At 55.2% G+C, this 6,064-nt stretch carries 3 protein-coding genes and 4 pseudogenes; 1 reads left to right on the top strand and 6 read right to left on the bottom strand.

From position 1 onward, the window contains the following. Positions 1-103 precede the first annotated feature (103 nt). From ACFFNA_RS13520 to ACFFNA_RS13500, 5 genes and pseudogenes are all read right to left on the bottom strand, one after another. A pseudogene (locus tag ACFFNA_RS13520) lies at positions 104-432 on the bottom strand (IS66 family transposase); the annotation flags it as partial. 382 nt (positions 433-814) lie between these two features. Next, positions 815-1,357: pseudogene (locus ACFFNA_RS13515) on the bottom strand (transposase); the annotation flags it as partial. 456 nt (positions 1,358-1,813) lie between these two features. Then, positions 1,814-2,296, bottom strand: coding sequence for a GNAT family N-acetyltransferase (locus ACFFNA_RS13510; protein ID WP_095090031.1), 483 nt, complete (start codon positions 2,294-2,296; stop codon positions 1,814-1,816). A gap of 78 nt (positions 2,297-2,374) precedes the next feature. Beyond that, positions 2,375-3,568: a hypothetical protein gene (locus ACFFNA_RS13505; protein WP_095090032.1), complete on the bottom strand. Its 1,194-nt coding sequence runs from the start codon at positions 3,566-3,568 to the stop codon at positions 2,375-2,377. Between the two features lie 18 nt (positions 3,569-3,586). Continuing rightward, complete coding sequence (locus ACFFNA_RS13500) at positions 3,587-5,062, bottom strand: coproporphyrinogen-III oxidase family protein (protein ID WP_378918893.1); 1,476 nt, start codon at positions 5,060-5,062, stop codon at positions 3,587-3,589. Between the two features lie 446 nt (positions 5,063-5,508). Between ACFFNA_RS13500 and ACFFNA_RS13495 the strand changes: the two are divergent. After that, positions 5,509-5,634 (top strand): annotated as a pseudogene (locus ACFFNA_RS13495) (hypothetical protein); the annotation flags it as partial. Between the two features lie 29 nt (positions 5,635-5,663). On the opposite strand, the pseudogene ACFFNA_RS13490 reads toward ACFFNA_RS13495, so the two are convergent. Next, a pseudogene (locus ACFFNA_RS13490) lies at positions 5,664-5,963 on the bottom strand (DDE-type integrase/transposase/recombinase); the annotation flags it as partial. Between the last annotated feature and the right edge of the window lie 101 nt (positions 5,964-6,064).

Raw genomic sequence — 6,064 nt, 5'->3', positions numbered from 1 at the left:
CTCTCCCAGACCTTGACCCGCATCGCTCAGCGCTGGCCCGCAGCCAAAATCGAAATGCTCATGCCCTGGAACTTCAAACCAGACGCCGTCAGCTAACCGCTTACTGTTGTGCGGCATAGCGATCGGAACACCACACGTCGGGTCGATGCCCGTCCATCAGGGTCGGCACCACGATGGTGCCGCGTGTCGGAGCGGACCGATGGACGACCGCCTCCGCGCAGCGGAACACCCAGTGGTATGAATTGCTTCCCTCGATCCGCCCCCGGTCTCGTCGCAGGCGACGACCCTGGCCCGACGCAACGCCATGATCGCGTTATCGCGCTCAGCCATGAAGGCGCCCTGGGCGCGACGCAGCATGTTCATCAGGCCGCCCTGGCTGACGGCAAGACCGAAAAGGTCCGCGAACGCGCCCTGCAGCCGCTCGTAGGACAGTAAGCGATGCGCCAAGGCACCTTGCAATAGGCCGATAAACATGGAGCTTTCGCGCCATGACATTGGAACATGCAAGGTGCCTTGGCGCATCGCTCTGATGTCCTTTTGCAAGGCGCGATCTGCGCAGTAATCCCACCCGACACCGATTTCCTCGGTCGGTTTCTCATTGACTGAGCGCCTATCGGTGGAGACGTGGCCTGGGACGCGGGTGAACAAGCTCTGATGCGCGGGTTGGTTACCGCATGTCCATGTATTCGTCCGCGGCTGGTCCCTCTCTTACAACGGGCGTCGGCATTGCCGGCCACAAAGCGATGCCGGGAATTCCCCATTCAATGCCACGTCCCCGCCGATAGGCGCGATGATTATTTCGTCGCGACGAGGATCAGGTTCCTGCCTGCTGCTCATCCGCTCGGGCGATGGCCCACATGAAAGCTGCGAGTTCGCGAGCTATTGCGGTGACAGCCACGGTGCTGCGCTTGCCACGCGCGATCATGGCCCTGTAGCGCTTGGTCAAGCGCGCCTGTGCGTTCCACGCTATGTCTCGCACGACTTCAGGCATGTGGCGGCTTTCGAAGTATTTTCTTTTCCCCAGTTTGGCCGGATAGCGGTAAGTCCAGGCGCTCTCGGCCAAGACGCGGCGCACTAGGGCATTCCCAGCCTTGGTGATACCGCCCCGTCGCACGGCGTCCCCGGTCGAGCGCTCCGAGGGGACAAGTCCGAGATAAGCCATCAGTTGTCGCGGGTTGGCAAAGCGGCGTACATCGCCGATTTCGACCATGAAGGTAGCCGCACAAATGAGCTGGACCCCACGCAAAGCCTGCAAGCGTTCGACTACCGGCGCGAGTGGCCAGTCGAGCAGGCCGTCCTCGATTGCTTTTTCCAGGCGCGCTACTCTTTCCCGGCACTGCGACTCTGCGAGGATCAACGTAAGCGGTGCGCCAAGGCACCTTGCAATAGGCCGATAAACATGGAGCTTTCGCGCCATGACATTGGAACATGCAAAGGGCGATCTGGTCGCCGAGCTCAGCGGCGCCGCGCCGGCCGAAGATCGTGCAACGACGCCCGGGCGCGCGCGGCAACGAAGGCTGTGGAGCTGCACAGAGAAGCGCGCGTTGGTCGACCTGGCGAGCGCGGCGGGGCTATATTCTTCCATGGTTCGTCCTCCTGGCATGAGGATAGGCTCGACGAGCAACCCTCGTTTCAACACTGCCAGTGTAGGGCGAACCACCTCACAGCCGGCAACCAGAAAGGACATAAGGTCTTACGAAACGGGCGCGTTCTTACGATTGACCTCCACGCGAAATTTGGGTTGTGACCATGACGTTATGGCGTGCACCGACGTCAGCATCGGCTCACAGCCTCATCGATCATATGAGATAGGTCAATCCGGACCGGCGAGCCGCTTCTCGTAGAAGATCACTGCATGTCCGTGCAACATCCCTTCCGCGCAGCGCGTATATCCAGCCGTCTCATAAACTCTTTGAGCTCCTACTTGGCTCTTTGTCGTGTCGAGCTTTATCCACTTGAATCCCAGAGAAACAGCTCGCGATTCCAATTCACTAAGTATTCTCCTTCCAAGCCCTCGTCGTTGAAAGGCGGGATCGACCCGCAAACGCTTCAGCTGTGCGACATCGTTGTCAACGGGTTTCAATCCACCCATTGCAGCGAGTTGGGGGCCGATATGCGCAACTACGAAGTCTCCGCCTGACGCGATGTATACTTCCCCGACATTACGCAAATCATCCTCCCACGTTCCTTCCGGACCGCGCACACCAACTGCCTCAGAGGCGCTTCTATGCAGATGCCATACATCATCGGCATCCCCTGACTCGAACCGACGAAAGATAACTCCGTCTTGAGACATCGACCATCACCTTTTTTCGGACGTCGGACGTCGGCGCGTCTGGCGTCGTGACATGTTTTTGCCGGGGCAAATACCGCGTTAGCTTTGACGCGCCGCCATTAGCAGCCGCTGTGAAAGGACAGCTTCAACACTTTCCGAAGTCTCGACTCCGACAATTGGGCGGCCAGGTTCGATTGTATACTTTAACGCCGTACTGCGGTGCATCCGGCTAAACTGATCCAGCGCACAAACACAGGACGCGAGCAGCTTTCTAGTTTCACTGCCGTGGCGCTCGATGACGGGCAAGATGGTTGCGAACTTAGGGAAGTCCGCTTTCCCTTCTAGCCAGCTTGGCTGGAGCCCCGAGCCGCCCTTGTCTGGCGACAACCAGCGAAATACCTCCTGGATGCATCCCTGTGGATAGTATTCTGACAACCGATACACATCCATATAGAATTGCGGTTTCTGATGGAAGAGTTCTTCACCGATCAGTAGCACCGAGACCGCGACGATGCGGGCAGAGAAACGGCCGCTTGGGCCCAGCCTATCCTTGTAAGGGTTTTTTCCGTAAAATACACGAAATTGGCCAAATAGATCGGGCGACATACGTTCATAAAAACGCGCCAGAACATAATTTGCTGACTCAAGGCGCTCCACGCATACCGCAAGACATTGACGCGCGTCCGCCCCGACCGCATCACGCAAAGCGAGTAGAGCGTCTATTGCCGACTGTAATTCACTCTCAATGAGTTGATGGCCAAGGCAAAAATCTCGCTCCTCGACCCCGGCCGACCCGAGGCAATATACGCGTGGATCGCTCTGCAACGGATTCGTAAGGATCATATCTTCATAGGAGAGGACATCAATGCTAGGCTGCCGCTGCCGACTTACGCGTGCAAGTTGCCTCAGTGCCTCTCCCACTGTCAACTCGGCATCAACGGAATGAAGGCCGGCAAACGCAGACATCTGATAAGCACAATTAACGAGATACTGGATATCTGTCTTAGCGACCCCGAACTCGGATTGGGGCAGATTCAGCAGCTGCGCCTCATAGTCCGTCTCCGCAATCATTGCGTTAATGCTACGCCCAAGTGCCTTAACCGCTTCACCAGGTCGTGCACTGGCTTTGATCTCCGCGATACAGTGCGGCAGCTGATCGGCGACAAAATTGCTGAGAGGCCCAAAGGGGCGTTTTCGCTCCCGGCGATCAATGCTATCGCTCTGATGAGAAAATATCCCCTGCGCCCGATAAAGCGGCTGTTCCGGCATGGAAAAGGACAACTTGGTGACCATTGACGAGCGCCCCCCGATTCACCGAAAGACAGCTTGCATTTCTGCACTTGACCCATATCTCGCCGCCGGCGAGTAATCGTGTTTTTCGAGCAGGTCAGTTCGTTTGTCTGTTATTCTGCTATCGTTGTACGCGACCCGCTCAAGCACATTGTCCGAGAAAAACAGCAGCGATATTGCGCCCGAATTGATAATGCCGGCCGCAGTTAATGAAAGCACGCCGTCGTTTGAGATGCGGACGAGTCCCGCCTTGCTTAAAAGTTCAAGCTCGCGGCCAAAGTATTTTTCAATCGACACTCCAAATTGTCCCTCGAAGCGGGAGAGCGACACCCCGCTGCTTCGCAAGGCAAACATCAATGTTCTGCGCATGAGATCGTCGTGCGACAGTACAGCACCTTTCCACACTGGTTTTTCGCCCGCTTCAACTCTAGATAGATAGCGATCTAAATCTGCTTCGTTATAGAACTGGCACTGGCTCATGTAGCCAAATCCGCCAAGCCCGAACGGAACAAGATTATTGTCGTTCCAGGAATCGTATTTGCGACGCTGTTGAACGGAGTGTGGCTGCGGCCTCTTAGTCCAGTAGAAAATCGGTCCATGTCGATAGCCAAGGCTGGTGAGGATGTGCTCCGCCATGAAATGCATTACGATGCGCTCCTTAGCTCCCGCGAATTGATATCGTCCTCTGGCCAATTGGCGAGCTATGGGATCCGTCGATTTAAACATCAATGGGAATATATTGAACTTCTCTATTCCCATGTCCAATAGGCCGATAAGTGAGTCGTACCAGCTCCGGAGCGTTTGCTCCGGCAACCCATACATCAAGTCAAGGGATAGATTCTCAGCGCCCATATCTTTAAGTAATTTTACGGTCCGGACCACCTCATCTACACCATGCCCACGGTTTAATATGCGCAAAATATTTCGATCCAGAGTTTGAACGCCAAGAACGAGGCGATTTACACCGCCACTAAGTAAAGTGGACACGCGATCCGCAGCATCATCATGCTTTACAAGTGAGGGATGCAATTCGAAACTCACTTCGGATTTCGATAAATCAAATCGCTTGTTGATTATACCAAACAGCGTTTTTAGTTGATGGTTGGTCAAAAATGAGGGGGTGCCACCCCCAAAAAAAGCAGTCTCAATAGCTTTGCCAGCGAGCGCCGCGTCTGACCAACTCATCTCTTTATCTAAGGCCGACAAATATCGTTCCACTCGCTCGGAGGATGGATTGATTTCCTTGGCGAAGTGGCAAAAGGTGCAATGCTGATTACAGAAAGGAATGTGGAAATAGAGGTCGATCGACGAGGCAATCTGAGCCAACAATTGCTCGCTACTCAGGTTGCTCATTGCCTTGAGGGGAGGATATGTACCAACGAGATAATCGTTGTGCGTGTCAAGATGCAAATTTTGCGACCTCAGCATATCTAGATTGATGTCGTACGAACGATCGATCGCAAGTTCCAAGGCCTCGGAATAGCTCGGCGCGTGCATTCTTTAGGACTCCTTAAGCTTTCGTGTGGAGGTGATGCGTGATGTGCATTCGCGCTACTACATCGGTGTTTTCTGCTTGGGCCAAGCAGTGCATTTCGATCAGCGATCCGTATTCCTCCCAGTTGATGCGGCAAAGGCTCTGGCGGGAACGCGCTCAACAGCGCAGCGTCTATGGCATTGATTTAGATCAATCGAGGAGGTTTCATTTGAACTATTGCGGCGACTGGGAGACCGCGCGCGGTCGTGCGGATCCACTACCGCCTCCTCGCAATAGACATGCCAACAAAGACTTTTGTGCGGACCTTGCCTGAAAGACTGGAAAACCAGTGCATCGCATCGCCGCGCCGACTGCGCCTCAAAGTCGGCTTTCGGACATACGCGTCTTCAACCGGACACGGCTGAACACGACATCTTCACTTTCCTGAAGAAGCTATTTATCCGCCTACCGGCAGCAGAACAGTCTGGCATCCGCCTTGCGCAAAATCGGGCGCATCGAACGGATCGTGTTCACCTTACAATGGTTTGAGGATCCGCTCTTGGGCAACTCGGGTAGCGTCGCCTTAAAATGTTGAAGGGCGCAGCAAAGGATTGCGGCCCCTGTTCATGCGGCGCTCGACAAGGCGATATCGTTCCAGACGGCCAGAGCGGCAGCACGAATATCGCGATGACCGGCAGCTGTCAGATGTTTGCGGTGAAGGTTGAAGAGGTTGGCGATCGGGCCGTGGATGGAGATGAAGCGCTGGTATTGCCCCGCCGACTTGAACCGGATCATGCCTCGCTCTCGTCGTCGAACAGCCATATGGGAGTTCTCCGCCCGGTTATTGAGAGCTTTGTGCGAACGATGCTCGACACCGGGCATGATTTCCCTCTTGGCTGCGTCGTAGGATCTGAGCCTGTTAGTATCTGCTCCAAAAAGAAGTGAGTGATTTCAGCGGGTTGTGATTCAGTCGGATTGCTGAGATTCGACGGAGATCACGATGCCCTGGACCGAAACCACTCGCC

The sequence above is a fragment of the Mesorhizobium kowhaii genome, assembly GCF_042431665.1.
In the GTDB taxonomy this organism is placed as follows: Bacteria; Pseudomonadota; Alphaproteobacteria; order Rhizobiales; family Rhizobiaceae; genus Mesorhizobium; species Mesorhizobium kowhaii.
This window is presented reverse-complemented; position numbering and strand designations above follow the sequence as displayed.

Bases quoted from the DNA above. Each gene is read 5' to 3' on its own strand.
- ACFFNA_RS13500 (WP_378918893.1), bottom strand. From the start codon at position 5,062: ATGCACGCGCCGAGCTATTCCGAGGCCTTGGAACTTGCGATCGATCGT.
- ACFFNA_RS13505 (WP_095090032.1), bottom strand. From the start codon at position 3,568: ATGGTCACCAAGTTGTCCTTTTCCATGCCGGAACAGCCGCTTTATCGG.
- ACFFNA_RS13510 (WP_095090031.1), bottom strand. From the start codon at position 2,296: ATGTCTCAAGACGGAGTTATCTTTCGTCGGTTCGAGTCAGGGGATGCC.